Raw genomic sequence first — 24,105 nt, 5'->3', positions numbered from 1 at the left:
CAAGAACTTGCGACGCGTGGTGCCAGGAAGTTACCAGCTTCGATTCCACGAAACCAGTGGTTCACAGTAGACATGGGCGTAACGGATTGCACGGCCCGCAACGACTTGCTCCCGGTCGGCGACCAGCCGGGCCGGGAGCAAGGGCGCGGCGCTCAGCCCTCGGCGGGCGGGGTGAACACGCCGAGCAGGTTGCCCGACGGGTCGCGCAACAGGGCACGCACCAGACCGGTCGGTGTGGTCACCGGCGCCGTCAGAACGGTGCCGCCGGTCGCCTCCGCCCGGCGGCAGGTCTCCGGCACGTCCGTCACCTCGGCGTAGAAGATCGCGTAATTGCCGGTGTCCGTGTCCCGGATCGCGCCGCCGATCCCCCGCTCACCGCCGGCCGCCGTCTGCCGGTACGACAGGCCCGGGCCGCCCTGCTCGTCGAAACTCCAGCCGAACAGCTCGGAGTAGAACCGCTGCGCCTCGTCCGGGCGGTCGGAGCCGATCTCGAACCAGGTCACGGGCGTGCTGGACATGCTTCCTCCTGAGGTTCGCGCCGGCGGTCGGCCGGCGTCGTCAGGATTCAGCCTCGTATCGGGCCACGACAGCGTCCTGTCGGTGTTTCCACCCGGATCAGACCAGGGTGAGCGGACGCACCCGATCGACCGGCACGTCGAGGTCGCCGGGACGCAACTCCCGGGTCACCGGCTCGGCCAGCGGATGCACCGACAGGATCCGGTCGGTGCGGAAACAGCGCAGACCGTCGCGCAGCCGGCACCAGGCGACCAGGTACCAGTGCACCGAGTTGCCCAGGTAGGCCAGCGGCTCCACGTCGCGCGCCGAATCGGCACCGCCGCGGTCGGCGTACCGCAGGCGCAGCACCCGCCCGGCGGCGACCGCGTCGGCGACGGCGGCCGGGACGGGTGTGCCCGGCCCGTCGCCGACCAGGTGCACCCGGCCGGCGAGGCGGTGCGCCTCGGCCACCGCGGCGGGCGGCATCACCGCGACCAGCTTGCGCAGCGCGGCGCCGGCCGCCGGGGCGAACGGTGAGCCGCCGAGGCGGTGCAGCGCGACGGCCATCGCCACCGCCTCGGCCGCTGTCAGGTTGACCGGCGGCAACGTGCGCGCCCGGTCGACCACGTAGCCGCCGGTGCGGCCCGGCTCGGCCCAGATCGGCACCCCGGCGCCCTGCAACGCGGAGATGTCGCGCTCGACGGTGCGGGTGCTCACCTCGAAGCGGCGGGCCAGCCAGGTCGCGCTGCGCGGGCGCGGCGAGACCGCCCGCAGCTCCTCGACCAGGGCGTAGAGGCGGTCGGTGCGGTTCACCCCCGGACGCTAACCCGGGGGTACGACACCCCTCAGGCGATGCAGGCGCAGACGATCAGCGCGGCGCCGAAGTGGGTGGCGGCGCTGACCCGGGCCGCCGGGTGCGGCTCGTCGGCGGCGATGACGTCGCCCAGCTTGCCCGGGGTGAGCAGGTCCAGCACCAGGAACGCCAGCGCCATCACCAGCAGGCCGACCAGCCCGAACACCACAGTGGACGCGAGCCCCTTGGTGAACGAGCTGTAGCTGGTCAGCACGGCGGTGAAGACGATGCCGGCGATGCCGAGCTGGTTGGCGGCGAGCAGCAGCGCGGCGTTGCCGTTGCGGCGCACCCAGATCAGCTCCCGCAGCTTGCCCGGGGTGAGCAGGTCGACGAGCAGGAATCCGGCGGCCATCAGGGCGACCCCGACCATCCCGAACACGATGCTCTGCCACGCCCCGTCGAGCAGATCTCCCAGCACCAACGCCTCCCCGGCTCACGCCGCCCGGCGGTGGTGCCGGGGCGGTGCCGCAGACGATAGCGGCACCGCGCCAGCGTGATCTAGAGCGAGAGGTAGCGCTGCCGCTCGTACGGGGTGACCTCGCGGCGGTACTGCTCCCACTCGGAGCGCTTGTTGCGCAGGAAGAAGTCGAAGACGTGCTCGCCGAGCACCTCGGCCACCAGCTCGGAACCGGCCATCACGTCGATCGCCTCGGCCAGGTTCTCCGGCAGCGCCTCGTACCCCATGGCGCGGCGCTCGGCGCTGCTCAGCGACCAGACGTCGTCCTCGGCGCCCGGGGGCAGCTCGTAGCCCTCCTCGATGCCCTTGAGGCCGGCGCCGAGCATCACCGCGAACGCCAGGTAGGGGTTGGTCGCGGAGTCCAGCGAGCGGACCTCGACCCGGGCCGAGTTCGGCTTGCCGTACGCGGGCACCCGCACCAGCGCGGACCGGTTCAGGTGACCCCAGCAGACGTACGCGGGGCTCTCGGTGATCCGGTCCGGCAGCGCCTGCGGGAACAGCCGCTTGTACGAGTTGACCCACTGGTTGGTGACGGCGGTGTACTCCCGGGCGTGGGTGAGCAGCCCGGCGATGAACGACTTCGCGACCTTGGAGAGCTTCATCGGGTCGCCGGCGTCGTGGAACGCGTTGCGCTCCCCCTCGAACAGCGACAGGTGCGTGTGCATGCCGCTGCCCGGCTGGTCGGTGAACGGCTTCGGCATGAAGCTGGCCTGCACGCCGGTGGAGAGCGCGACCTCCTTCACCACGTGCCGGAACGTCATGATGTTGTCGGCGGTGGTGAGCGCGTCGGCGTAGCGCAGGTCGATCTCCTGCTGGCCCGGGGCGACCTCGTGGTGGCTGTACTCCACCGAGATGCCGATCCGCTCCAGCGCCAGCACGGCCTGGCGGCGGAAGTCCCGCGCGACGGCGTGCGTGGTGTGCTCGAAGTAGCCGCCGGTGTCCACCGGGGTGGGCACCGAGCCGTCCTGCGGACCGTTCTCCAGCAGGAAGAACTCGATCTCCGGGTGGGTGTAGAAGGTGAAGCCCTTGTCTGCCGCCCGGGAGAGCATCCGGCGTAGCACGTGCCGCGGGTCGGCCCAGGACGGGCTGCCGTCGGGCAGCATGATGTCGCAGAACATCCGGGCGCTCTCGCCGCTGACCCCGCCCTCGAACGGGAAGACCTGGAACGTGGTCGGGTCCGGCATGGCCACCATGTCCGACTCGAACACCCGGGCGAAGCCCTCGATCGCTGAGCCGTCGAAGCCGATGCCCTCCTCGAAGGCCGCCTCCAGCTCCGCCGGGGCCACCGAGACGCTCTTGAGCGTGCCGAGCACATCGGTGAACCACAGCCGGACGAAACGGATGTCCCGCTCTTCCAGCGTGCGGAGGACGAACTCCTGCTGACGGTCCACTTCCACCCCTCGTGACACGTACGTCCGCACCGGTCGGGCCGGCCCGGCCTGACCGCCCAGTCTCCACCGGGCTCGTTACGCCGACGTTACGCCTTCCCCGGCCGGCCGTCCCGCCGTGTCCGGCCGGGCGGGACGCGCGCTGCGCCGCCCCGGTCTCCCGCGACCTGTCGGATTCGGCCCGGACGGCTGGGGGAAGATAAACGCATGCCCACCCTGCGTCTCGCCCTGTGCCAGGTCAACCCGACGGTAGGCGACCTCGCCGGAAACGCCGGCCTGGTCCGCTCGTGGACCCGTCAGGCCGCCGACGCCGGCGCCCAGCTCGTCCTGTTCCCCGAGCTGATGCTCACCGGTTACCCCGTCGAGGACCTGGTGTTCCGCCGCTCGTTCGTGGCCGCGTCCCGCGCCGCGCTGCACCGGCTCGCCGCCGACCTGGCCGCCGACGGCCTCGGTGACCTGCCGGTCCTGGTCGGCTACCTGGACGCGGACGGCCCTCCCCAGGTCAGCTCGGACGCGGAACCGGGCCGGGGCGCCCGCAACGCGGCGGCGGTGCTGCACCGGGGCGAGGTGGTGGCCACCTACTTCAAGCACCATCTGCCCAACTACGGCGTCTTCGACGAGGACCGCTACTTCGTGCCCGGTGACACGCTGACAGTGGTGCGCGTCGGCGGGGTGGACGTGGCGCTGACCATCTGCGAGGACCTGTGGCAGGCCGGCGGGCCGTTCGCGGTGGCCCGGGAGGCGGGCGTCGGGCTGGTGCTGAGCATCAACGGCTCGCCGTACGAGCTGAACAAGGACGACGTGCGACTGCCGCTGGTGCGCCGGCGCGCCGCCGAGGCCGGGGCCGCCATCGCGTACGTGAACATGGTCGGCGGCCAGGACGAGCTGGTCTACGACGGCGACTCGATGGTCGTCGCCGCGGACGGCACGCTGCTGACCCGGGCGCCGCAGTTCGTCGAGCACCTGCTCGTGCACGACCTGGAGTTGCCGGCGGCGACCGGGGCGCCCGGCGGGACCGTCGCGCCGGCCGACGGGATGCGGGTGGCCCGCCACGAGATCCCGGCGATCCCGGCCGCGCCGTCCGGTCCGGCTGCGGACGGCGGGATCATCGAGCCGGTCGCCGACGAGGCCGAGGTGTGGCACGCGCTGGTGCTGGGCCTGCGCGACTACATCGACAAGAACCGCTTCCCCTCGGTGGTGCTGGGCCTGTCCGGCGGCATCGACTCGGCGGTGGCGGCGGCCATCGCGGTGGACGCCGTGGGCCCGGAGCGGGTCGTCGGAGTCTCGATGCCCAGCCAGCACTCCTCCGAGCACTCCCGCACCGATGCCGAGGACCTGGCGAAGCGCACCGGCCTGGACTACCGGGTCGAACCGATCCAGCCGATGGTGGACACGTTCCTGGCGAACATGTCGCTGTCCGGAGTGGCGGTGGAGAACCTCCAGGCCCGGGTACGCGGCGTGATCCTGATGGCGCTGTCGAACCAGGAGGGCCACCTGGTGCTCACCACCGGCAACAAGAGCGAGCTGGCGGTGGGCTACTCGACGCTCTACGGCGACTCGGTGGGCGGATACAACCCGGTCAAGGACGTCTGGAAGACGCTCGTGTGGCGGCTGGCGAAGTGGCGCAACACGGACGCGGTGCGGCGCGGGCAGACGCCGCCGATCCCGGAGAACTCGATCGGCAAGCCGCCGTCGGCCGAGCTGAGCCCCGGCCAGCTCGACAGCGACACGCTGCCCGACTACGACGTGCTCGACCCGATCCTGATCGGCTACGTCGACGGCGACCTGGGCCGCGACGGCCTGGTCGAGTCCGGCCACGACCCGGCCGTGGTGGACAAGGTGCTGCGGATGGTGGATACCGCCGAGTACAAGCGACGGCAGTCCGCGCCCGGCACCAAGATCTCCATGAAGGCGTTCGGGCGGGACCGGCGGCTGCCGATCACCAACCGGTGGCGCGAGGACGGCTGACCGCTCCCCCGGCCGGGGAGTGACATCCTCCACTCCGACCTGCCCGCGGCCCGCCGCCCGGTGCGACGATCGCGGGGAACCCGGGGACCGCGTGCGCGGCCTCGAGGAAGGAGATTGTCATGGTGGAGTCCACCCCGGCCGAGGTGGCCGCCCTCTACGGCGGGCCGGCCACCCGGCGGGTACGCACCCGCGACCTGATCGCCGCCAAGGAGCGCGGCGAGCGGTGGGCGATGCTGACCTCGTACGACCAGTACACGGCCTCGATCTTCGACCAGGCGGGGATCCCGGTGCTGCTGGTCGGCGACTCGGCGGCGAACAACGTCTTCGGCTACGAGACCACGCTGCCGGTGACCGCCGAGGAGCTGCTGCCGCTCGTGCGTGCCGTGGTACGGGCCACGAAGCACTCGCTGATCGTCGGTGACCTGCCGTTCGGCTCGTACGAGGAGGGGCCGGCGCAGGCGCTGCGCACCGCTGTGCGGTTCATGAAGGAGGGCGGCTGCCACGCGGTGAAGCTGGAGGGCGGGCGGCGCTGCGCCGCCCAGATCGAGGCGATCACGGGCGCCGGCATCCCGGTGATGGCGCACATCGGCTTCACCCCGCAGAGCGAGCACACGCTCGGCGGCTACCGGGTGCAGGGCCGGGGCGAGGCCGCCGAGGAGGTGCTCGCCGACGCGCGGGCGGTGGCCGAGGCGGGCGCGTTCGCGGTGGTGCTGGAGATGGTGCCGGGTGAGGTGGCCAAGCGGGTCACCGCCGAGCTGCCCATCCCCACCGTCGGCATCGGGGCCGGCCCGGACACCGACGGGCAGGTGCTGGTCTGGCAGGACATGGCCGGGTTGCGGACCGGCCGGGCGCCGCGCTTCGTGAAGCGGTACGCCGACCTGGCGGGCGCGCTCACCGACGCCACCCGCCGGTTCGCCGACGAGGTGCGCGGCGGCGAGTTCCCCGCGGCCGAGCACACCTTCTGAGGTGTAAGGAAGGGCCCCTTCTTAACGCCTGGCGTAGAGAAGGGGCCCCTTTTTAACACGCGCCGCCGCGACGGCGGCGCGACGCGTCAGAGGTCGGTGACCCGGATGCCGGCGTGCGCCTTGTAGCGCTTGTTGATCGCGATCAGGTTGGCGGTGAACGCCTCGATCTGGTGGGCGTTGCGCAGCCGCCCGGCGTAGATGCCCCGCATGCCGGGGATCCGCGCGGCCAGCGCGCCGACCACGCCCACCAGTTCCCGGTCCTCGGTGCAGATCAGCACGTCCAGGTCGATCCGGTCGATCTCCGGGTCGGCCAGCAGCGGCGCGCTGACGTGGTTGAACGCGGCGCAGACCCGGGACTCGGGCAGCAGTGCGGCGGCCTGCTGAACGGCGCTGCCCTCGGCGACGGTGAGCGCGTACGGGCCCTGCTTGTCGAAGCCGAGCGGGTTGACGCAGTCCACCACGATCTTGCCGGCCAGCGGTCCGGCGAGCGCGGCGACTGTGGCCGCGTGCCCGTCCCACGGCACCGCCACGATCACCACGTCGCTGCGCCGGGCGACGTCCTCGTTGTCGCCGCCGGAGACGACGGCACCCTCCGGTACGTACGGCAGGGCGGCGATCTCGGCGGCGGCCTGGGTGGCCCGCTCGGCGGTGCGGGAGCCGATCAGCACGGTCTGCCCGGCCCGGGCGAACCGGTAGGCGAGACCCCGTCCCTGGTCGCCGGTGCCACCGATGATGCCGACGGTCAGCCCGGAGACGTCGGGCAGCGTGGTCGCGTCGTAAGCCATGCGCTCATCCTCGCAAAGCGGGGCCGCGAGCGGTGCATCCCGATGCTGTGACAATCGCCGCGCTGGTCACGCCCGTTCGAAGGCCACCCGGCGCTGGGCCGGGTCGGCGGCGGTGAGGCGTACCCGGACGCGTTCGCCCAGCGGCAGCTCACCGGTGCAGCGGGCGCGCACCGACGGCTCGTCGAGCGCGATCGTGCCGCCGGGCGGACGGCCGGGACGGCCGTTACCCGCCGGACGCGGTTCGTCCACGTCGAGCACCGCCGCCTCGAACGTCTCCCCCACCCGGTGCGCGAGCAGCACCGCCTCGGCCAGTTCCACAGCGCCCCGGGTGGCGGCGCCCGCTGTGCGGTCGGTCGCGGCCATCACCTCGGGCAGTTTCGGCAGCGCGGCCCGTACCTGCTCGGGCACCTCGCGGCCCTCGTGCAGCGCCAGGCAGACCTCGGTGGCGTAGCGGTCGGCGAGGCGGCGCAGCGGCGCCGTGACGTGCGCGTACGCGGCCGCCACCCCGCCGTGCTCGGGCTGCTCGGGCAGGTCACCGTCGAACGCGGTGTACGCGGCGCCGCGCATCAGCTCGGCGGCCTGGTCGACGAAGGCGGCCACCCGGGGGTGGGAGGTGTCCAGCCCGTCGAGCACCTGACCCACGGGTGTGCCGTCCGGCCAGGGCACGCCGAGCGGGCCGGCGGCGAGCCGCAGCCGATCGACCGCCTCCGGGCGGGGGCGCGGCATGGTGCGCAGCAGCCCGATCCGGCCGGCCAGCATGATGTCGGCCGCGGCCATCCCGGTCAGCAGCGAGATCTGCGCGTTGTGCTCCTCCATCGGGCCGGGGCCGCGCAGCACCAGCCGCCACCCGTCGCCGTCGGGCTCGACGTCCTGCTCGGGCAGCGGCAGGTTGATCGCGCCCCGGCTCAGGCCCCGCGCGGTGAGCAGCGCCCCGATCTCGGGCAGCAGGGCGATCGGCTCGGGCAGCCGTCCGGCGTCGGCGTCGCGCTGCACGCCGCCGTAGTCGAGCTTGGCCCGGCTGCGCACCAGCGCCCGCTCCAGCGTGACCGCGGCGGTGCCGCCGTCGGCGTCCAGGTCGACGGTCCAGAGCACGGCGGCCCGGTCGGCGTCGGGCAGCAGGCTGGCCGCCCCCTCGCTGAGCGTGTGCGGGTGCAGCGGCACGTTGCCGTCGGGCAGGTAGACCGTCTGCCCGCGGCGCCACGTCTCGGCCTCCAGGTCACCGCCGAGGCGTACGTGGGTCAGGACGTCCGCGATCGCGTACCGGACGCGGTAGCCGCCGCCGGGACGGCGGGTGAGGTGCATGGCCTGGTCGAGGTCGCGCGAGGTCGCCGGGTCGACGGTGACGAACGGGATGTCGGTCCGGTCGGCGACTGCGGGCGGCGGCGCGGCGGCCGCCAGGTCGGCCTCGCGCTGCGCCGCGGCCGGGAAGCCCTCGGGCAGTCCCAGCTCGCGGCGCAGCGCGCCGAAGTCGATACGGGGCGCCAGTACGCGTCGGATCACCACGCGGTCAATCCTGACAGCGCCCCGCACGTTCCGCTCCCCGGGAGGGAGCGGTGTCCGCGGCGTCAGGCGCGGCGGGCCGGCGCCTTACGTGCGGTGGTGCTCTTGGCTGCGGTGCTCTTGCGGGCCGGCGCCTTCTTCGCGGCGGTGGTCTTCTTCGCCGTCGTGGTGGTCTTGCGCGCGGTGGTGGTCTTGCGGGCGGGCGCCTTCTTCGCCGCCGCCTTGCGCGCCGTGGGACGCGTCGAGGCTGTGGTCTTCTTCGCCGCTGTGGTCTTCTTGGCGGCGGTCGTCTTCTTCGCCGCCGAGGTGACCTTCCGCGCGCCGGTGGTCTTCTTGGCCGCCGCCGTCGTCTTCTTCGCCGCCGTCGTCTTGCGGGCCGGCGCCTTCTTCGCGGTCGCGGTGGTCCGGGGCATCGCGGTGGTCCGGGGCGTCGTGGTCTTCCGGGCCGCTGTGGTCTTCTTCGCCGCCGTCTTCTTGGCCGCTGTGGTCTTCGTCGCGGTCGCCTTCTTCGCCGTGGTCTTCTTCGCCGGCGCGGTCTTGGCGGTGGCCCGGCCGGCCGGCGCCGTACGAGCGGCGGTCTTCTTCGCCGTCGTCCTGCTGGTGGTGGCCTTGGTGGCCGGCGCCTTACGAGCCGCCGACACGACCTTCCTGGCGGCCGCCTTCTTGGCCGCCGCCTTCTTCGCCGGTGTCCGTCCGGCGCCGGCGCCCGAGGCGTTCGGCGACGCCTTGGTGACCGTCGTCGTCCTGCCCGCGGCGGTCCTCTTCGCGGTCGTCCGTTTCGCGGCCGGGCGGGTGGCCTGCTGTGCTTCGGCCATCTCGGTTCCCTTTCCTGGGGACGTGCTCTCGCCCTCGCGGAGCACGGATCACCTCGACGCGGGCCCTCCCGCGCCGTCTAGCGGCCCTCCCCGGCCCAACGGGCGTCCTCGGCGTCCCACGCGTCGTTACGCTCCCGCACTGTCTGCAGGGCGTTGTCCGCGTCGGCGGCTGAGGCGTACGGTCCGAGAACGTGCTTGGCGGGGCACACGTCGGCATCGGCCTCGACCCGGTGGTGTCGCGTGCACCAGTAGTAGTGCCCACCACTTCCGTCGTCGCTCATGCGATCACTGTGCACCGGGAACCGCCCGGCCGCCACCGGAACGGCACAAATAGTCACGTCCTTCTCCACATTAGACCTGGTCGGGGCGGTTGCGGCGGGGAACGGCGGAAGACCCCGGACATGCCCGCCCTCGTCCGAACGGGGTGTGGCTGCTGTTCGCGTACCCCTTCCCGAACCTCGCGGTGGTCGGCGGCGTGGCGCTCATCGCGCTCGCGGTGGCGCTGCGGCCGCGTTTCGGCCGGCTCGACCGGGACCTGGACGTGCTCACCGAACGGGATGCGCCGGAGCTGCACGCCCTGGTCCGGGAGGTGGCCACGGCGGTGGGCGCGCCGATGCCGCACGTGATCGGCGTCGACGGCGGCATCAACGCGTACGCGACGTCGGTGGGGCTGCGCCGGCGGCGTGTGCTCGGCCTCGGGCTGCCGCTGTGGGGCGCCCTGGACGGGCCGGCGCGGGTCGCGCTGCTCGGCCACGAGCTGGGCCACTTCGTCAACGGCGACGTCCGCCGTGGGCCGGTGACCCAGCCGGCGCTGACCATGCTCGGCAACGCCGCCGACCTGTTCCGGCCCCGGGGCGGGTCCGACGGCGGCGGGCTGCTGGTGATGGTCGGCGAGTGGCTGGGGCACCTGGCGTCCTGGGCGCTGTCGCGGCTGCTGGACACGCTGCTGCGGACCGGCTCGGTGGCCACGGCGGTACGCAACGCGGTACGCGGCGGCCACGGGCCGGGCACCTGGCGGGTGGAGACGGGACGCGCGCCGCGCGGATCGACGCCGAGCTGGCCGGGCACTACGAGCGGGCCGGCCGGGCGCTGAGCTGGAACGCCTGACGCTCAGGCGGGTGCCGGGACGGGCTCCGGACCGGGTACGGCGGCGGGCGCCGGGCGGGCCGCCACGATCGCGTACGCGAGGGCGTAGGGCGTGCAGGCCAGATGGAACATCGGCTCGACGAGCACCCGGTCGGTGATGAGGAACCGTTCCCACCCGGTCGGCCGGGGCAGCCCGAACGACGAGTCGGTCCAGCAGGTGAACAGCCAGAGCGGCGCGGAGATCCGGTTCACCGCGTCCGGCGGCAGGCCGTCCGCCACCGGCGCGGTGGCCGGGATCGAGGTGACCACCGCGAGCACCACCGCCGCGTCGGCCGCCATCAGCGCGCCGAGCAGCCCGGCCGACCACGCGAGCCGGACCCGGCCCCGGCGGGCCAGCGCCCCGGCGGTCCAGAGCGCCGCCGTCAGCAACGCCAGCCAGAGCAGCAGCCCGGGCACCGTCTCCCACACCCGGCTCTCACCTCGCGCGGCGAGCAGCGCGAGCGTCGCGGTCACCGTCGCGGCGATCGGCAGCACCACGCCGAGCGCGGTGGGCAGCGCCCCCACGCGTACGGTCCGGCGTGCGGCCCGGGTGACTCCGAGCGCGAGCGCCGTACCGAGCAGCGCGGTGAGCGCCGACCAGGTCGGCAGCTGCGCGGCGGCGGCCCACGGCACGCGCATCTCCAGCCACCCGTGGGTCAGGGCCATCACCGCGCCGGCGAGCACGAGCACCGCGACGCAGGCCGGCGGCGCGAGCAGCAACACCCCTGCGGTACGCCCCAGCCGCCGCGACCCGGCCCGGCCGGTCAGTGGTGTGGCCGCCCGGCGGGCCGCCAGGCTCGCGGCGAACCGGAGCATCCCCCAGCGGCGGCCGGTGCGGGCCAGCTCGTGCAGCTCGGCGGCCCATTCCCGGGCCAGGCCGGCACGCAGCTCCGCCGGCCACCGGCGTACCGCGACCCGCAGCAGCAGCGCCGCCACCCGCCGGGTCACCACGCCGGCGCCCCGGCCGGGTCCGCGCCGCCGGCACGTTCGGAGGGTACGAGGGCACGCAGCTCGGCCAGCGCCAGCCGGGCCGACCGGATGCCCTCGCCGGTGAGGCGGTAGTAGCGGCGGGCCGGGCGGCCGGCGGTCACCGGGTCGACGTCCTCCCAGTCGGCGGCGAGCCAGCCCGCCGCCTGGAGACGGTGCAGCACCGGGTAGAGCGTCCCGCTGGGCAGGCCGGTGAGCCGCATCAGGTCGAGGCCGTAACGCGGCGCCTCGGGCTCGGCGAGCAGCGCCGAGAGCACCTTCGCCACCGGGATGGTCAGTCGCACAGCGGCACTCTATCGGAACTCTACATAGGGCGGGTGCACCCGAGGTAGCAGGACGAACGGTGATCGACAATGGGACGGTGTGTCCCCTTCGGCGGAACCGGTGGCCGGTCCGGCAGGGCCCGCTCAGGTGGATCACCGGTGGCCCGGGTGCATCGCGCGGCTCCATATGCGAGCCTCGACGGACGAATCCGCTGTCGCGTTTCCAGCGGACAGCGACCCGAGCTGGGGAGAGAAAATCGTGGGCAACCTTGACATCGCGCTGAAGAACGCGATGAACATCGACGGCGCGATCGGGGCCGCGCTCGTCGACTACACAAGTGGCATGACCCTCGGCGTCGCCGGCGGCACCGGCGAGATCGACCTGACGGTCGCCGCCGCCGGCAACACCGACGTCGTACGCGCCAAGCTGCGCACCATCGAGATGCTCAAGCTCGACGACGAGATCGAGGACATCCTGATCACGCTCGGCAGCCAGTACCACCTGATCCGCCCGCTGAGCAACCGCACCGGCAAGGGCCTGTTCCTCTACCTGATGGTGAGCAAGAGCCGGGCCAACCTCGCGATGGCGCGGCACCAACTGCGCACGATCGAGGAGAGCCTGGAACTGTGAGCCGGGTGGACGACCTCCCCCGCCGTACGCGCGCCCAAGCCGGCACCCTGCCGCCACCACGGGCGCTTCCACAGTCGCTGGCCGGCAACCCGGCACTGCCGTACCCGGCCATCGCCCAGGAACTCTCCGCGCTGCGGTTGCAGATCCCCGGCGTGCACGGCTGCGTCCTCGGCGGCGTCGACGGCCTGCTCGTCACGCACAACCTGCAGAACGGCGCCGACCCGGACGACCTGGCCGCGCTCGCCGCCACCACGTACGGACTCGGCCGCCAGGTCGGGTTCCGGCTCGGACAGGGCGACTTCCAGCAGTCCACGGTGCGCAACGCGGGCGGCTACCTCAGCGTGTACGCGATCAACGGAGAGGCGCTGCTCGCCGTGGTCGGCACGGACAGCATCAACGTGGCGCGGCTGCACCTGCACGCCCCGACCACCGCGGCCCGGCTCGCCGAACTGCTCGACGGCGTCAGCCCGGCCACGTCCTGACGTACGCCGGTCGTCCCGGTCCCACCCGTCCGGACCGGAGGCGGCCGGCGTACCCCCGGGTTCTGTCGTTCGTGTGGCGCGGCGGTCGAGCGGCGCGGTCGCGCGCTTGCCGCGGCGGTCGCGGCCCGGCCGTCGCGGCGCGGCGGGTCAGAGGCCGAAGCGGCCGGCCCACGCGGTCACGTCGGCCACCGTGGCGTTGCCGCCGCAGACCACCAGGCCGATCCGGGCGTCGGCGCCCACCCGCTCGACCACCCGGCGGGCGGCAGGCAGCAGGCACCCGGCGGCGGGCTCGGCCCACACCTTGGCGTGCTCGGCCAACTCCAGCGTGCCCCGCACCGCCTCGGCGTCGGACACCACGAGGACGTCGCTGACCAGCGCGGTCACATGGTCATAGGTGAGCTGCGAGACGCTCGGCGCGCTGAGCGTGGTGACGATCGACGACAGCGGCACCTCGACCGGGCCGCCCTTCGCCAGCGCCTGCGACATCGCCTGCGCGCCCTCGGTCTCGACGCCCCAGATCCGTACCCCCGGTCGCCGCGCCCGCAGCGCCGCCGCCACGCCCGAGATCAGCGCGCCACCGCCGATGCTGACCAGCACGTCGGTCAGCTCACCGGCGTCGTCGGCGAACTCCAGCCCGACAGTGCCCTGCCCGGCCAGCACAATCGGATCGTCGAACGGGTGCAGCAGCGTGACGCCCTCATCCCGCAGCCGGTTCATCAGCGCGAACGCGCCGGCCATGTCCTCGGTCAGGCGCACGTCGGCCCCCGCGGCGCGGGCCACCTCGACCGCGCGGGCGGGCGCCGTCCGGGGCATGACCACTGTCGCCGCCACCCCGAGCGCGCCGGCCATCACCGCGACCGCGATGCCGTGGTTGCCACCGCTGACCGCTACCACCCCGGCCGCCCGCTCCGCGTCGTCGAGCGCGAGCAGCTTGGCCGCCGCACCACGGGCCTTGAACGAGCCGGTACGTTGCAGCAGCTCCAGCTTGGCGGTGACCGGTACGCCGAGCAGCTCGGTCAGTCCCGGGCTGGGCACGGTCGGAGTGTGTACGACGACGTCGGCGATCCGGTCGGCGGCCGCCTGGATGTCCGCAAGCTCGATCACCCCCGCAGCGTCCCACACCGGCCCCCGTGCCCCGCGCCGTGCCACCGCGCGGCGCCCCGCCGCTCCGCCGCCCCGCGCTCCGGCACTCGTCGATCTTGGAGTTGTGGCACCTCGCAAACTGCGCGGAAGGGCTGTTCCGGGCGCCACAACTCCAAGATCGCTGGAGGGGGACGGACCTGTCACGGTCGGCTGGCGGCCACCTCGGCGTCGCTGCGGAGGATGCAGAACTCGTTGCCCTCCGGGTCGGCGAGCACCACCCAGCCGGTGCCGTCGCTCTCTCGCCGGTCGGCCACCACTGCCGCGCCCAGCCCGGTCAGCCGGGCCAACTCCTCGTCGCGCGTCCCCTCGACCGGGCGCAGGTCGAGGTGGATGCGGTTCTTGACCTGCTTGGCGTCCGGCACCTCGATGAAGAGCAGGCGGTGCCGCCCGTCCCGCGAGTAGATCATGCACTCCTCGTGGCCCGGCTCGTTCGGATCGTCCGGGTCCTCCCGGTAGTCGAGGACGGCTTCCCACCAGCGGGACAGGGCGTAGGCGTCGGCACAGTCCACGGTGGTGTGGGACACGTAGGAGGTCATCACCGGATCATCGCAAGTCCTGATGGCCCCCGGGCTACCCAGCCGTTCCCGGACCGGCCACCGGCTCCCTAGGTGTCAGCGCCGCTCACGGACGCATCGCCGGCAGCCAGTCCGGCGTCGAGCGCGGCCAGGAAGTCCAGCAACTCACGCCGCGCGGCCTCGTCATGCGTGCGGTGGTTCAGGACGTCCGACGCGACGCAGCGGGAGCGGTCCTCGACCACCTCGATCAGCTCGATGAGTTGAAGCCGAGCCTCGATCACCGCGGCCGAGCCCACCTGGCGACACCATTCCTCGATCAGGTCGGGGTCCGTGGAGACGGCATCGATCCCGCAGCATCCGACAACGCACTCGACCTCGCAGAAGGCGATGCACGTACGCAGGGGCGACGGCACATCGACCGATACGTCCGCCATCGCCTCTCCTCCCCTGAGCCCGCCGCGACAGTGACGGGTGGCCGATGCTAGCGCCACGACCGCCTGGCACTCCTGCGAATTCGGCGGCCACTCCGGAGCCAGAGCCTCGCGATCGTCGAGGAGGTTGCCGGTGGACACCGCGTGGAGCGCCACGTCTCCCTCGTCAACCGCCCGCTTCAGCTGTCAGTCGTCGAACTCGAACCCGCGCGCTTCGGCGTCGTTGACCAGCCGCCGCATACGTTCGCCGCCGGTGGCTACCACCTTCATCAAGGCCTCCAGCTCTTGCAGCGCGCCTCGATCGGTGCCGTAGGCGCAGAACATGCCGGCCTCAGGGTCGTAGGCGAATCGACCGTCGAGCGTCGGGGCCTCGGTGCTGACAAGAACCTCCGCGACACCTGCCCAGAAGTACCCGTTGGGCTCGTGACCAAGCTCCCCGATCACACTGTCGACTGGAGTGGTCCCGGCATCCAGCAGCAGCGAATACTGTCCGGGAGTGGTCTCGATCAGTCTGAGCAAGGTCATCTTCGAAGCCTGACAGTGGTCGGTGCTCGTGGCAAAATCCGAAGTCTCCGTCGCACGCTCAGTTCCGCTCCTCCAGGCCGCACGGTCATCTGCAAATCTCACACTGAACGGGCACGAGGTGCTGCGATGTTCGCTCCGGCGGGACTGTCCGGTATCACGACCGATCAAGAAGGCAGCGGGGGCGACGTGAGCAGCGACGTAACCACAGTGCTGTGGCGCCCCCTGGGACAGCAGGAACTTGACCTCGTCCGCGAGGCAGGGGGGCGCAGGTGGCCGCCACTCTCACCGGAGCAAACTCACTTCTTCCCGATGCTCGACGAGGCTTTCGCGGTCAGGGCTGCGCAGAACTGGAACCTGTTCGGACCCGTGCGCTACGTGGCCCGCTTCCACGTCGAGACGGGCTTCCTGGGCCGCTACTCGACACGGTCCTTCGGTGGATCCGCCGCTCCGATGCTGTGGGTTGCGGCCGACGAACTCGACGAGTTCAACGCGCACATCGTCGGTTCGATCGAGGTCATCCACGAGTTCCGATAGCGGGTGACCGGTACAGACGGCGGCCATCGGAGGATCCCGACGACGTGCGGCCGGTTTGGCTGGACGACGCCGCGCGGAGGCAGCACCGCCGGGACGACGGGCGACGTCGGCACAGCGAGAGCTTGCTGACCAACGACGACCGTCGACGCGTACTAGAAGCAGCTCAGAGCCTTGATCACGGCTCTGAGCTGGGTGGGCGACGGACGAGTCGACCTGTACGCCGGATTCTGTGACCGGCACGCCCATAGGCGCACCGGCGGCGGCCATCCATCTCGGCCTGCCGTTGCCGGCAGGCTCCAGCGGCCTACCCGCAGACATCGGGCGGGCAGCCCTCAAGCGTCTGCGCGGGTCGTCATCTTGCGGTGACGGCCCTTTCTTGGCCTTGCTCCGGGTGGGGTTTACCGAGCCACCCCGGTCACCCGGGGTGCTGGTGGGCTCTTACCCCACCGTTTCACCCTTACCGTCCCGTTACGGGCCGGCGGTCTGTTTTCTGTGGCACTGTCCCGCGGGTCACCCCGGGTTGCCGTTAGCAACCACCCTGCCCTGTGGAGTCCGGACGTTCCTCGGCGACGGGCCGGAGCCCGTCGACGCGACCGCCCGGTCGACTCGTCCGTCGCGCCCTCATCCTAACGACGCACCCGCCGCGCCCATTTCCACCCCGCCCCACCATCTCGTCCACCACTTCGGGGAGGTGGCGGCATCAACCGGCCCGGGATACCGCCACTTCCCCGAACTGGCGCGATGCGCGCCCGAACTGGCGCGATGCGCGCCCGAACTGGCGCGATGCGCGCCCGAACTGGCGCGATGCGCGCCCGAACTGGCGCGGTGCGCGCTCGCCGCCCGACCGACTAGCCTCGGGGGACCATGGATCTCTCCGACGCCGCGCTCCTGCTCGCCGCCGGTCTCGCCGCGGGCACTGTGAACGCGGTGGCCGGTGGTGGCTCACTGATCACGTTCCCGGCGATGATCGCCACCGGCCTGCCGCCGGTGGCGGCGAACGTCTCGAACTCGGTGTCGGTCTTCCCGGGGTACGTGGCGAGCGTGGCGGGCAGCCGGGTGGACCTGCCGCGCGGGCGGGAGCTGTGGTCGCTGCTGCCCACCGCCGTCCTCGGCACGATCGCCGGGTGCGCGTTGCTGCTGGCGACTCCGGCGCGCGCGTTCGAGCTGGTGGTGCCGTTCCTCGTGCTGGGCGCTACCGCCGTACTCGCGTTCCAGGGTCCGCTGCGCCGGCTGGTCGGCCATCCGGAACGGTTGGGCGCGCGCCGCCGTACCGTCACGGTGCAGACCATGGTCGCGCTCGGCACTGTGTACGGAGGCTACTTCGGCGCGGCCCTCGGGGTGATGCTGGTGGCCGGGTTGGCGCTGGTGCTCGACGCGACGCTGGCCCGGGTGTCGGCGATGAAGAACCTGCTCTCGGCAGTGGTGGGGCTGACCACGCTCGTGGTGTTCGCCCTGTTCGGCCCGGTGAACTGGGCGGCCGTCGCGGTGGTCGCGCCGGCCACCCTGTTCGGCGGGTACGCGGGCGCGCGGCTGGCCCGCCGGCTTCCGCAGGTGGTGTTGAAGACGGTGATCGTGGTGTTCGGCACCGCCATCGGGTTCTACCTGCTGTGGCGCGCGCTGACCTGACGCCACCCGGCAAGACCGGACCCCTCAGTAGGCCTCCCCCACCGGCTCCTCCGGTGCGTGCTCGGCGCGGCGGGCGGCCCGGTTCCAGATGACCCGTTCGCCGTAGCCGGCCGCCATCAGGTGCCCGAACGCGAGGTACGCGAGCACGCCGGCGGCGAGCACCCCGAAGCCGACCCAGAACGGCAGCGCGAGGCCGTGCTCGGCCAGTTTGCCGGAGATGATCGGCGCGGGCGCGGCGGCGCCCCAGCGGACCAGGTTGAACGCGCCGGTGGCGACGCGCCGGTCGGCGGAGCCGAGCCCGAGCGCCAGGTCGGTCAGGTTGGCGTTGGCGAGGCCCATGAACAGGCCGGCGACGACGAGGACGACGAGCGACATGGCGGTGCCGGTGGAGGTGGCGAACAGGACCATGCAGACCAGCAGGCCGAGCAGTGCGACGCCGACTGTCTGCACCGCGCCGATGCGGTGGGCCAGCCGGTGCCCGATCAGCAGGATGCCGGCGGCCAGGCCGAGGCCCCAGCCGGTGAACGCCAGGCCCAGCGGGATGACGTCGAGGCGCAGGAACAGCGGCGTGTAGCCGAGCACGACGAAGAAGACGAAGTTGTACGCGGCGGTGACCACGCACAGCGCCACGAACGCGGGTCTGCGGTAGGTGGCGAAGATCTGGCCGAGGCGTACCGGCTGTTGCTTGTTCGCCGGTTCGCGCAGCTTGCGGGCGGCGACGCCGAGCGCCAGCACCATGAACACGCCGCAGACGAAGAACGGCAGCCGCCAGCTCACCTCGCCGAGCAGGCCGCCGATCAGCGGGCCGACCGCGAAGCCGAGCCCGAGGGCGGTCTCGAACAGGCCGACCACCCATTCCCTGTCGTTCGCGAGGTTGACCAGCACGACCATGGCGGTGGCGAAGAACATCGCGTTGCCCAGGCCCCAGACGCCGCGCAGCACGGAGAGTTGCACGATGTCGTTGCTGAACGAGGCTCCGATGGCGGCCAGGCCGACGACCGAGACGCCGGTGACGAGCACCGGCTTGAAACCGAACCGTCCGCTGGCGAGCGTCGCCGGGATCATGCCGACGGCCATGACCGCGATGTACGCGGTGAAGAGCAGCTCGACCTGCCAGGCGGTGACGCCGATGGCCTCGCCGATGGCGGGCAGGATCGGGTCGACGACGGCGATGCCGGCGATGGCGAGGAACGCCACGAGCGTGGTGGCGTAGATGGCACTGCGGTTGGGCTCGGATCGGCGATCCACTCCGCAACCTCCCAGATAGCTGTATCGTACAGGTATTTTTCTTGTATCATACAGCTATGAGTGACGACGTCCACGCTCCCGAGGTCACCCTCGGCCGGATCGAAACCGAGGTCGCGTTGCTGATGCGCCTGGGTGAGGCCACCCGCCGGGGCACCGGCACGATGGAGCACCGGCTGCTGGACCGCGCCGCGTACGTGATCCTGCGGCACCTGGACGCGGCCGGCCCGCAGAACGTGTCGGCGCTCGCCGCGCGGCTGAACCTGGACGGCTCCACCGTCACGCGGCAGGTCTCCGCGCTCCAGCGCGACGGGCTGATCTCGCGTACCCCCGACCCGGCCGACGGGCGTGGCACGGTGATCTCCGCGACGGCGGCCGGGCTCCAGCGGATGGCCGCCGTCCGGGCGGCCCGCACCCGGTTGTACGGCGACATCCTCGCCGCCTGGCCCGAGGCGGACCGGGAGACACTGGCGGACATGTTGCACCGCCTCAACGAGGCGCTCGACACGCGCAACCGCCGCCGCTGAGGTGTTAGGAAGGGCCCCTTATTATGCAGAATGCGTTAATAAGGGGCCCTTCCTTTCACGCCACCGGCTCCCGCGCGGAGTCTCCGCGGTCGGCGGTCGCCGTCACGCGCGGGTCGCCCTCGTCGGCGAAGTAGTCGTCCGGCGTGGTGCCGTCCGGCCCGTCGGCCACCCTGGCGGCGCGCAGCACCAGCGTGAGCAGCGCGGCCACCACCAGGTTCACCAGCACCGCAACGATGCCCACGTAGATGGTCTTCGGCGTGTCGAAACCGAACTTCTCCAGCGGGAACGCCGACCCGGCGAAGTGCTTCTTCCCGGTCGCCGGGTTGCCGATCTGGTAGAGCATCCACATGCCCAGGCCCATGCCGGCCGCCCAGCCGGCGATCAGCGCACCCCTGTGGAACCAGCGGGTGTAGAGGCCCAGCGCCACCGCCGGCAGCGTCTGCAGGATGATCACGCCGCCGATGAGCTGGAGGTCGATGGAGAACTGCGGGTCGAGGAAGACGATGCAGGCCACCGCACCGACCTTCACCACCAGCGAGGTGATCTTCGAGACGTTCGCCTCCTGCGCCGGGGTGGCGTCCCGCTTCAGGTACTCCTTGTAGATGTTGCGGGTGAACAGGTTCGCCGCCGCGATCGACATGATCGCCGCCGGCACCAGCGCGCCGATGCCGATTGCGGCGTACGCCACCCCGGCGAACCAGTCCGGGAACTGCTGGTCGAACAGCAGCGGCACCACAGTGTTGCCGTCGGTCGTGCCCTCCTTCGCGCCGGGCAACGGCTTCACGTTCGCCGCGATGGCCATGTAGCCGAGCAGCGCGATCAACCCCAGCAGCAGGCTGTACGCGGGCAGCGCGGACATGTTCCGCTTGATCACGTCGCGGTTCCGGCTGGCCAGCACACCGGTGATGCTGTGCGGGTAGAGGAACAGCGCCAGCGCGGAGCCGAACGCCAGCGTCACGTACTGGATCTGGTTGTTCTGGTTGAGCAGGATGCCGTCGCCGGGCGCGGGTGACGCCTGGAACTTCGCGTCTGCCGCGTCGAAGATGGCGCCCCAGCCGCCGAGCTTGTACGGCAGCCAGATCACCGCGACCAGGATCACGATGTAGATCAGCGAGTCCTTGACGAACGCGATCAGCGCCGGGGCGCGCAGCCCGGACTGGTACGTGTACGCGGCCAGGATCGCGAACGCGATGATGATCGGCAGGTGCCGGGCCAGCGCGCTGTCCCCTGTGACGCCCATGGTCTTGAGCACCGCCTCGATGCCGACCAGTTGCAGCGCGATGTACGGCATGGTGGCGACGATGCCGGTGATCGCGACCAGCAGCGCCAGGATCGGCGAGCCGAACCGGTTGCGGACGAAGTCGGCGGGGGTGACGAATCCGTGCCGGTGCGAGACCGACCAGAGCCGGCACAGCACCAGGAACACCAGCGGGTAGATGACGATCGTGTACGGCACCGCGAAGAAGCCCGCCGCGCCGGCCCCGAAGATCAGCGCCGGGACCGCCACGAACGTGTACGCGGTGTAGAGGTCACCGCCGACCAGGAACCAGGTGATCCAGCCGCCGAAGCTGCGCCCGCCCAGTCCCCACTCGTCCAGGTGGGCCATGTCCGTCGGTCTGCGCCACCGTGCAGCCACGAAACCCATGGCGCTGACCAGCAGGAACAGCAGCGTGAAGACGATGATCTCGGTGAGGTGGTCCCGCCACATCAGCGGTCACCCCGCTTCTTGGTCATCTGGTAGACCAGCGTGGTGGTGCCGACGCCGAGCAGGATCCAGACCAGTTGCAACCAGTAGAAGCGCGGGAAGCCGAACAGCCGGGGCGAGTCGGCGTTGAACAGTGCCGGGATCAGCGGCACCACGATCGGGATGAAGAGCAACCAGTTCCAGGGACTCTTGTCCTTCGCCCTGGATCGCGCCGTGTCGAGCGCCTCCGGTTCCGGTGCGGACATGTGACACCCCTCCGGGCATTCGTAGCGGGCCATGTGACGGCCGGAGGCTACGACCCTGTGACGGGGATCACGTCCGATCGGGTGATGTCGATGCGCCGAGCGGCCGCCGGCATGCGCCGAGCGGCCGTCAGACGTCCGCGAGGTGCGAGGTGTCGTTGACCGAGCGGACCGCGACGCCGCCGTCCGGGTACAGGTCCAGCACCGAGATGCCGGCCGTGTCCAGGTAGAGCCGGTGCAGGAACGCGTCGCCGGCGGCGAGCGCGTCGCGCAGCACCAGCTTGATCGGCGAGACGTGGGAGACCACCACGACCGTCTCCCCCGGGTACGCCGACCGCAGCCGGTCGACCGCCCGCCCGGTCCGCTCGGCGACTGTCACGAACGACTCGCCCCGCGGCGGCGCGACCCGGGTGGAGGCGAGCCAGGCGTCCAGCTCGGCCGCCCAGCCCTCGCGTACCTCGGCGAACGTGTGCCCCTCCCAGACGCCGAAGTCGCACTCGATCAGGTCGTCGTCGGTGCGTACCGGCGGGTTGCCGACCTGCGCGGCGACCGCCTCGGCGGTGGCCGTACACCTCGACAGCGGGGAACTGACCACTGCGGCGACGGACGGCGCCAGCGCGGCCACCCGGGCGGCGGTGGCCCGGGCCTGGGCCCGGCCGCGCTCGGTGAGCGGCACGTCGCCCCGGCCGGAGTAGCGCTTCTGCACGGTGCGCTCGGTCTCGCCGTGCCGCACCAGGATCAGCCGGGTGGCCTCCTCGGTCGGGCGCGGCTCCCAGGAGGCGGGCGTGGTGGCCGGGTCGGTGCCGGTGGCGCGCACGACAGTCGCCTCCCGCGCCTCGGCCGCCGCCGCTGCCGGTGCGGCGCCGGACGCGGCGGCGTCCATCGCCGCGTTGGCGAGCGCGTCGGCGTGCCGGTTGCGCTCCCGGGGCACCCAGGTGAACCGTACGGCGGCGAACCGGCTGACCAGCCCGGCCGCCTGGGCGGCGAGCGGACGCAGCCCGGGGTGCTTGATCTGCCAGCGGCCGCACATCTGCTCGACCACCAGCTTGGAGTCCATCCGCGCCTCGACCTCGGCCGCGCCCAGCTCGGCGGCGGCCTCCAGCCCGGCGATCAGGCCCCGGTACTCGGCCACGTTGTTCGTCGCCGTACCGATCGACTCCGACCGCTCGGCCAGCACCTCGCCGGTCTCCGGGTCCCGGACCACAGCGCCGTAGCCGGCCGGACCGGGGTTGCCCCGGGAGCCGCCGTCGGCCTCGATCACCACCGCGCGCACCGCCACGACGGCTACAGCCCCGACTCGTTGGTCCGGACCATGATCCGCCGGCACTCCTCGCAGCGGACCACGTCGTCCGGGTCGGCCTTGCGGATGCGGGCCAGGTCGGCGCCGGACATCTCCAGCCGGCAGCCGCCGCAGCGGCCACCGGTGAGCAGCGCGGCGCCCATGCCGGTGTCCTCGCGGATCTTGTCGTAGAGGCCGATCAGGTCCGCCGGGAGGTCACCGGCGAGCGGCTGGCGGGAGGTGCGCTTGAACTCCTCCTCCTTGGCGATCTCCGCCAGGGTCTCGTCGCGGCGCTGCTCGGTCGCGGCGCGGCGCTCACGGGCCTCGGCGAGCCGGCTCTCGATGCCGTCGAGCACGCCCTGCGCGGTCTCCCGCTGCTCCATCAGCTCCAGCTCGGCGTCCTCCAGGTCGCTCTGCCGGCGGTTCAGCGAGACCAGCTCGTGCTGGATCGCCTCCAGCTCCCGGGCCGGGCCGCTGCCCGAGGCCAGCCGGGCCTCGTCCTTGCTCTTGCGCGCGCGCACCTGGTCGACGTCCTTCTCGATCCGGGCGATGTCCCGGTCCAGGTCGTCGACTGCCACCTGGGCGCGGACCCGCTCGTCCTCCAGCGCGGACAGCTCACGCGCGAGGGCCTCCAGCTCGGCACGCTCCGGCAGGGTGCGGCGGCGGTGCGCGAGCTGGGCCAGCGCGGTGTCGATCGCCTGGAGGTCGAGCAGGCGGCGCTGCACCTTCGGGTCAGCCTTCACGTCGGGGCTCCTTGTCGTCCGGCCGGGGCGCGGCGGCGTGCACGGTCCACGGGTCGGTGTCCAGGTCGGACACCACGGTCTCGACGTCCAGCTCGGCGGCCAGGTAGGCGGCCAGGTCGTCCAGCCAGGGTCGCTCCGTCGCCCAGTGGGCGGCGTCCAGCAGCGCCGGGCCGCCGGCGGCGAGGTGTTCCCCGGCCGGGTGGTGGCGCAGGTCCGCGGTGAGGAACGCGTCCACCCCGGCCGCGGTCGCCTCGGCGAGGAAGCCGTCCCCCGAGCCGCCGCTGACGGCGAGGGTACGAACCATACGCCCGGGATCCCCGGCGGCGCGAACTCCCCAGGCGGTGACCGGGAGCACGGCGGCGGCCAGCCGGGTCAGCTCGGCGAGCGTCATCGGGGTGGGCAGCTCGCCGATGCGGCCGATGCCCCGGCCGGGCCCGGCGGCGGGCGAGCCGGGGCGGGGCGGGTGCAGCGGACGCAGCCCGGTGAGCCCGAACCGGGCGGCGAGCGCGTCGGAGACCCCCGGGTCGGCCACGTCGGCGTTGGTGTGCGCCACGTGCAGCGCGACGTCCGCCTTGATCAACCGGTGCACGATCCGGCCCTTGTACGTGGTGGCGGCCACCGAGGAGACGCCGCGCAGCAGCAGCGGGTGGTGCGCGACGATCATGTCCGCGCCGGCGTCGAGCGCCTCGTCCACGGTCTCCGGGACCACGTCCACCACGCAGGCGACCCGGCGTACCGGGTGGTCGGGCTCGCCCAGCACCAGGCCGACCCGGTCCCACTCCTCGGCCCACGCGGGCGGGTAACGGCGGTCCAGGGCGGCCACCACGTCGGCGACGGTGTGCGGCGATCCGGTTGTGCTCACGGGCGGCCAGCTTA

Annotated in this window: 28 protein-coding genes and 1 other RNA gene; 8 read left to right on the top strand and 21 right to left on the bottom strand. The window is 72.5% G+C overall.

All coding sequences use genetic code 11. The features are described 5' to 3' along the window. Positions 1–152: 152 nt before the first annotated feature. From FB455_RS00240 to glnA, 4 genes are all read right to left on the bottom strand, one after another. Complete coding sequence (locus FB455_RS00240; protein WP_013287760.1) at positions 153–518, bottom strand: VOC family protein; 366 nt, start codon at positions 516–518, stop codon at positions 153–155. 97 nt (positions 519–615) lie between these two features. Next, the gene (locus FB455_RS00235; protein ID WP_013287761.1) at positions 616–1,308 is read right to left on the bottom strand and encodes a helix-turn-helix transcriptional regulator; all 693 of its coding nucleotides are present in this window, start codon (positions 1,306–1,308) and stop codon (positions 616–618) included. Between the two features lie 32 nt (positions 1,309–1,340). Next, positions 1,341–1,766: a DUF350 domain-containing protein gene (locus tag FB455_RS00230; protein ID WP_013287762.1), complete on the bottom strand. Its 426-nt coding sequence runs from the start codon at positions 1,764–1,766 to the stop codon at positions 1,341–1,343. A gap of 80 nt (positions 1,767–1,846) precedes the next feature. Then, a complete protein-coding gene (glnA, locus tag FB455_RS00225; RefSeq protein ID WP_013475676.1) occupies positions 1,847–3,196 on the bottom strand; it encodes a type I glutamate--ammonia ligase in 1,350 nt (449 codons plus the stop codon). Between the two features lie 204 nt (positions 3,197–3,400). Here glnA and FB455_RS00220 point away from each other — a divergent pair, with 204 nt between their 5' ends. Continuing rightward, positions 3,401–5,161, top strand: coding sequence for an NAD+ synthase (locus FB455_RS00220; RefSeq protein ID WP_145751719.1), 1,761 nt, complete (start codon positions 3,401–3,403; stop codon positions 5,159–5,161). Between the two features lie 119 nt (positions 5,162–5,280). Then, complete coding sequence (gene panB / locus FB455_RS00215; protein WP_013287765.1) at positions 5,281–6,126, top strand: 3-methyl-2-oxobutanoate hydroxymethyltransferase; 846 nt, start codon at positions 5,281–5,283, stop codon at positions 6,124–6,126. An 86-nt stretch (positions 6,127–6,212) separates the two neighbouring features. Here panB and npdG read toward each other — a convergent pair whose 3' ends face one another. The 4 genes from npdG to FB455_RS00195 all read right to left on the bottom strand — a co-directional run bounded on the left by npdG (position 6,213) and on the right by FB455_RS00195 (position 9,507). Next, complete coding sequence (gene npdG / locus FB455_RS00210; RefSeq protein WP_013287766.1) at positions 6,213–6,911, bottom strand: NADPH-dependent F420 reductase; 699 nt, start codon at positions 6,909–6,911, stop codon at positions 6,213–6,215. Positions 6,912–6,977: 66 nt separating this feature from the next. Further along, a complete protein-coding gene (locus tag FB455_RS00205; RefSeq protein WP_013287767.1) occupies positions 6,978–8,414 on the bottom strand; it encodes an RNB domain-containing ribonuclease in 1,437 nt (478 codons plus the stop codon). 62 nt (positions 8,415–8,476) lie between these two features. Beyond that, a complete protein-coding gene (locus FB455_RS00200; RefSeq protein ID WP_244879657.1) occupies positions 8,477–9,226 on the bottom strand; it encodes a histone in 750 nt (249 codons plus the stop codon). Positions 9,227–9,303: 77 nt separating this feature from the next. Further along, a complete protein-coding gene (locus FB455_RS00195; protein ID WP_244879658.1) occupies positions 9,304–9,507 on the bottom strand; it encodes a hypothetical protein in 204 nt (67 codons plus the stop codon). A 143-nt stretch (positions 9,508–9,650) separates the two neighbouring features. On the opposite strand from FB455_RS00195, the gene FB455_RS00190 reads away from it, so the two are divergent. Next, on the top strand, positions 9,651–10,319 hold the full coding sequence (locus FB455_RS00190; RefSeq protein ID WP_049794841.1) for a M48 family metallopeptidase: 669 nt from the start codon (positions 9,651–9,653) through the stop codon (positions 10,317–10,319). Positions 10,320–10,336: 17 nt separating this feature from the next. Here the strand turns inward: FB455_RS00190 and FB455_RS00185 are convergent, their stop codons facing one another. Together FB455_RS00185 and FB455_RS00180 are read right to left on the bottom strand one after the other, a co-directional pair. Next, the gene (locus tag FB455_RS00185) at positions 10,337–11,302 is read right to left on the bottom strand and encodes a hypothetical protein (protein ID WP_244879659.1); all 966 of its coding nucleotides are present in this window, start codon (positions 11,300–11,302) and stop codon (positions 10,337–10,339) included. Then, a complete protein-coding gene (locus tag FB455_RS00180; RefSeq protein ID WP_013287771.1) occupies positions 11,296–11,622 on the bottom strand; it encodes a PadR family transcriptional regulator in 327 nt (108 codons plus the stop codon). The genes FB455_RS00185 and FB455_RS00180 overlap by 7 nt, the downstream gene beginning before the upstream one ends. Before the next feature lie 238 nt (positions 11,623–11,860). Between FB455_RS00180 and FB455_RS00175 the strand changes: the two genes are divergently transcribed. Beyond that, entirely contained in the window at positions 11,861–12,232 is a 372-nt protein-coding gene (locus FB455_RS00175; RefSeq protein ID WP_013287772.1) for a hypothetical protein, read from the top strand. Continuing rightward, positions 12,229–12,714 (top strand): roadblock/LC7 domain-containing protein, encoded by a 486-nt coding sequence (locus FB455_RS00170; protein WP_013287773.1) that lies wholly within the window; start codon positions 12,229–12,231, stop codon positions 12,712–12,714. Before FB455_RS00175 ends, FB455_RS00170 begins: the two co-directional genes overlap by 4 nt. A gap of 147 nt (positions 12,715–12,861) precedes the next feature. Here the strand turns inward: FB455_RS00170 and FB455_RS00165 are convergent, their stop codons facing one another. From FB455_RS00165 to FB455_RS00150, 4 genes are all read right to left on the bottom strand, one after another. Beyond that, entirely contained in the window at positions 12,862–13,818 is a 957-nt protein-coding gene (locus FB455_RS00165; RefSeq protein ID WP_013287774.1) for a threonine/serine dehydratase family protein, read from the bottom strand. Between the two features lie 179 nt (positions 13,819–13,997). Beyond that, the gene (locus FB455_RS00160; protein ID WP_013287775.1) at positions 13,998–14,393 is read right to left on the bottom strand and encodes a VOC family protein; all 396 of its coding nucleotides are present in this window, start codon (positions 14,391–14,393) and stop codon (positions 13,998–14,000) included. A gap of 68 nt (positions 14,394–14,461) precedes the next feature. Then, positions 14,462–14,959 (bottom strand): DUF6331 family protein, encoded by a 498-nt coding sequence (locus FB455_RS00155; protein WP_486481482.1) that lies wholly within the window; start codon positions 14,957–14,959, stop codon positions 14,462–14,464. Between the two features lie 30 nt (positions 14,960–14,989). After that, a complete protein-coding gene (locus tag FB455_RS00150) occupies positions 14,990–15,328 on the bottom strand; it encodes an immunity 51 family protein (RefSeq protein WP_145751717.1) in 339 nt (112 codons plus the stop codon). Positions 15,329–15,454: 126 nt separating this feature from the next. Between FB455_RS00150 and FB455_RS00145 the strand changes: the two genes are divergently transcribed. After that, on the top strand, positions 15,455–15,862 hold the full coding sequence (locus FB455_RS00145; RefSeq protein WP_486481481.1) for an ADP-ribosylation/crystallin J1: 408 nt from the start codon (positions 15,455–15,457) through the stop codon (positions 15,860–15,862). Positions 15,863–16,062: 200 nt separating this feature from the next. Here FB455_RS00145 and rnpB read toward each other — a convergent pair. Further along, positions 16,063–16,471: RNase P RNA component class A (gene rnpB / locus FB455_RS00140), an RNA gene on the bottom strand. Positions 16,472–16,726: 255 nt separating this feature from the next. Between rnpB and FB455_RS00135 the strand changes: the two genes are divergently transcribed. Then, positions 16,727–17,488: a sulfite exporter TauE/SafE family protein gene (locus FB455_RS00135; protein ID WP_013287781.1), complete on the top strand. Its 762-nt coding sequence runs from the start codon at positions 16,727–16,729 to the stop codon at positions 17,486–17,488. 24 nt (positions 17,489–17,512) lie between these two features. Here FB455_RS00135 and FB455_RS00130 read toward each other — a convergent pair whose 3' ends face one another. Further along, on the bottom strand, positions 17,513–18,736 hold the full coding sequence (locus FB455_RS00130) for an MFS transporter (protein WP_145751715.1): 1,224 nt from the start codon (positions 18,734–18,736) through the stop codon (positions 17,513–17,515). Between the two features lie 56 nt (positions 18,737–18,792). Here FB455_RS00130 and FB455_RS00125 point away from each other — a divergent pair, with 56 nt between their 5' ends. Beyond that, positions 18,793–19,260 (top strand): MarR family winged helix-turn-helix transcriptional regulator, encoded by a 468-nt coding sequence (locus FB455_RS00125; protein ID WP_013475663.1) that lies wholly within the window; start codon positions 18,793–18,795, stop codon positions 19,258–19,260. 55 nt (positions 19,261–19,315) lie between these two features. Here FB455_RS00125 and mctP read toward each other — a convergent pair whose 3' ends face one another. From mctP to FB455_RS00100, 5 genes are all read right to left on the bottom strand, one after another. Beyond that, complete coding sequence (gene mctP, locus FB455_RS00120; RefSeq protein WP_013287784.1) at positions 19,316–20,968, bottom strand: monocarboxylate uptake permease MctP; 1,653 nt, start codon at positions 20,966–20,968, stop codon at positions 19,316–19,318. Next, positions 20,968–21,210: a DUF3311 domain-containing protein gene (locus FB455_RS00115; protein WP_013287785.1), complete on the bottom strand. Its 243-nt coding sequence runs from the start codon at positions 21,208–21,210 to the stop codon at positions 20,968–20,970. The genes mctP and FB455_RS00115 overlap by 1 nt, the downstream gene beginning before the upstream one ends. 127 nt (positions 21,211–21,337) lie before the next feature. Next, complete coding sequence (locus tag FB455_RS00110; protein WP_041799089.1) at positions 21,338–22,486, bottom strand: bifunctional RNase H/acid phosphatase; 1,149 nt, start codon at positions 22,484–22,486, stop codon at positions 21,338–21,340. 5 nt (positions 22,487–22,491) lie between these two features. Beyond that, positions 22,492–23,229 carry a zinc ribbon domain-containing protein gene (locus FB455_RS00105; protein ID WP_030273148.1) on the bottom strand — a complete coding sequence of 246 codons (738 nt, stop codon included), beginning with the start codon at positions 23,227–23,229 and terminating at the stop codon, positions 22,492–22,494. After that, the gene (locus FB455_RS00100; RefSeq protein WP_013287788.1) at positions 23,219–24,091 is read right to left on the bottom strand and encodes a Nif3-like dinuclear metal center hexameric protein; all 873 of its coding nucleotides are present in this window, start codon (positions 24,089–24,091) and stop codon (positions 23,219–23,221) included. The genes FB455_RS00105 and FB455_RS00100 overlap by 11 nt, the downstream gene beginning before the upstream one ends. Between the last annotated feature and the right edge of the window lie 14 nt (positions 24,092–24,105).

Source organism: Micromonospora sp. CNZ296, from assembly GCF_007827635.1.
Note: the sequence above shows the minus strand (reverse complement) of the source record. Positions and strands in the feature narration are given on the sequence as shown.

Coding starts and splice junctions, on each gene's coding strand:
- FB455_RS00125 (WP_013475663.1), top strand. CDS start 18,793: ATGAGTGACGACGTCCACGCTCCCGAGGTCACCCTCGGCCGGATCGAA.
- FB455_RS00135 (WP_013287781.1), top strand. CDS start 16,727: ATGGATCTCTCCGACGCCGCGCTCCTGCTCGCCGCCGGTCTCGCCGCG.
- FB455_RS00200 (WP_244879657.1), bottom strand. CDS start 9,226: ATGGCCGAAGCACAGCAGGCCACCCGCCCGGCCGCGAAACGGACGACC.
- npdG (WP_013287766.1), bottom strand. CDS start 6,911: ATGGCTTACGACGCGACCACGCTGCCCGACGTCTCCGGGCTGACCGTC.
- FB455_RS00150 (WP_145751717.1), bottom strand. CDS start 15,328: ATGACCTTGCTCAGACTGATCGAGACCACTCCCGGACAGTATTCGCTG.
- panB (WP_013287765.1), top strand. CDS start 5,281: ATGGTGGAGTCCACCCCGGCCGAGGTGGCCGCCCTCTACGGCGGGCCG.
- FB455_RS00240 (WP_013287760.1), bottom strand. CDS start 518: ATGTCCAGCACGCCCGTGACCTGGTTCGAGATCGGCTCCGACCGCCCG.
- FB455_RS00220 (WP_145751719.1), top strand. CDS start 3,401: ATGCCCACCCTGCGTCTCGCCCTGTGCCAGGTCAACCCGACGGTAGGC.
- mctP (WP_013287784.1), bottom strand. CDS start 20,968: ATGTGGCGGGACCACCTCACCGAGATCATCGTCTTCACGCTGCTGTTC.
- FB455_RS00160 (WP_013287775.1), bottom strand. CDS start 14,393: ATGACCTCCTACGTGTCCCACACCACCGTGGACTGTGCCGACGCCTAC.
- FB455_RS00195 (WP_244879658.1), bottom strand. CDS start 9,507: ATGAGCGACGACGGAAGTGGTGGGCACTACTACTGGTGCACGCGACAC.
- FB455_RS00115 (WP_013287785.1), bottom strand. CDS start 21,210: ATGTCCGCACCGGAACCGGAGGCGCTCGACACGGCGCGATCCAGGGCG.
- FB455_RS00145 (WP_486481481.1), top strand. CDS start 15,455: ATGTTCGCTCCGGCGGGACTGTCCGGTATCACGACCGATCAAGAAGGC.